Source organism: Herminiimonas sp., assembly GCF_030645555.1.
Classification (GTDB): Bacteria; Pseudomonadota; Gammaproteobacteria; order Burkholderiales; family Burkholderiaceae_D; genus Oxalicibacterium.
The window spans coordinates 1-1,455 of the sequence record NZ_JAUSME010000008.1; the positions used below are offsets into that span (position 1 = coordinate 1).

The window sequence follows — 1,455 nt, forward strand, 5'->3', positions numbered from 1 at the left end:
GAAAACAGCGGAAATGGTCGATGGCAGCGTGCACATAGGCGAGCTCGATGTTTTTGTCGGCAGGAATTACGTGCTGTCGGTGCGCAATGCCAGTGCGCAGGGCTTTCTCGGCGTGCGCGCACGCTGCGAACAGGAACCACTGCAATTGCGCAAGGGTTCAGCCTTCGTCCTGTATGCGCTGATGGATGCGGTGGTGGATCGCTACTTCCCGGTAGTCGAAGCGCTGGAAGCCGAACTGGAAATGATAGAAGGAAAAATCTTCAACAAGGGTTCGCAACGCGCCAACATAGAACGCCTGTATGAACTCAAGCGCGAAGTGGTGATGCTCAAGCATGTGGTGGCGCCGCTGATGGAAGCGGTCGGCAAGCTGTACGGCGGACGCGTGCCTGTGCTGTTTGAAAGCACGCGCGATTATTTCCGCGATATTGCCGATCATCTGTACCGCATCAATGCACTGACCGATGCGATACGCGAAACGATCGCCACCGCAATCCAGGTCAACCTGTCGATGGTGACCATCGAAGAAAGTGAAGTCAACAAGCGCCTCGCCGCATGGGCGGCAATTTTCGCGGTCGCCACCGCCTTCTTCGGCCTGTGGGGGATGAACTTCAAGCTGATGCCGGAACTGGAATGGAAATACGGTTACCCGGTTGCCGTGCTGATGGTGGCCAGCGTCTGCGGCTATCTGTACTACCGCTTCAGGAAATCCGGCTGGCTGTAAAGCCGGTGCTATCTGGTCGCGCCGCTGGCCACGTCCGCGAGCATGCTGAGCGCCAGCGCTTCGGCCACGCGTATGCCGTCGATCGCGGCCGACATGATGCCGCCCGCATAGCCGGCGCCTTCCCCGGCAGGAAACAAACCGCGCGTATTCACACTCTGCATATCGTCGTCATTGCGCCTGATGCGTATCGGCGATGAAGTGCGCGTCTCGACGCCAGTCAGCACTGCATCGTTCATCGAGAAACCCTTGATCTGCTTGTCGAACGCGGGCAAGGCTTCGCGTATCGCTGCGATCGCATAGTCGGGCAGGGAAGTACTCAAGTCGCCCAGCTTCACGCCCGGTTTGTACGAAGGCATAACGGAACCGAATGCAGTCGAGGGACGGTTCGCGATAAAGTCACCGACCAGCTGGCCCGGCGCATCGTAATTGCCGCCACCGAGCTCGAAGGCGCGCGATTCCCACTGCCGCTGGAATTCCATCCCGGCCATTGCATGCCCAGGATAATCGGCCGGCGTGATGCCAACCACGATGCCGGCATTGGCATTGCGCTCGTTGCGCGAATACTGGCTCATGCCGTTGGTGACCACGCGGCCAGGTTCCGAGGTGGCCGCAACCACGGTGCCGCCCGGGCACATGCAGAAACTGTAGACAGAGCGGCCATTGCTGGCGTGATGCACGAGTTTGTAATCAGCTGCGCCCAGCAAGGGATTGCCGGCGTTGGAGCCGAAACGGCA

General features: G+C 59.6%; 2 protein-coding genes. One reads left to right on the forward strand and one right to left on the reverse strand.

Going from position 1 to position 1,455, the window contains the following annotated elements:
- Positions 1-721: magnesium and cobalt transport protein CorA (locus tag Q7T06_RS00295; protein WP_304778179.1), on the forward strand; the 721-nt coding region annotated here is incomplete at its 5' end.
- An 8-nt stretch (positions 722-729) separates the two neighbouring features.
- On the opposite strand, the gene Q7T06_RS00300 is transcribed toward Q7T06_RS00295, so the two are convergent.
- The coding region (locus tag Q7T06_RS00300) for an NAD(P)/FAD-dependent oxidoreductase (protein WP_370652322.1) at positions 730-1,455 on the reverse strand (726 nt) is incomplete at its 5' end.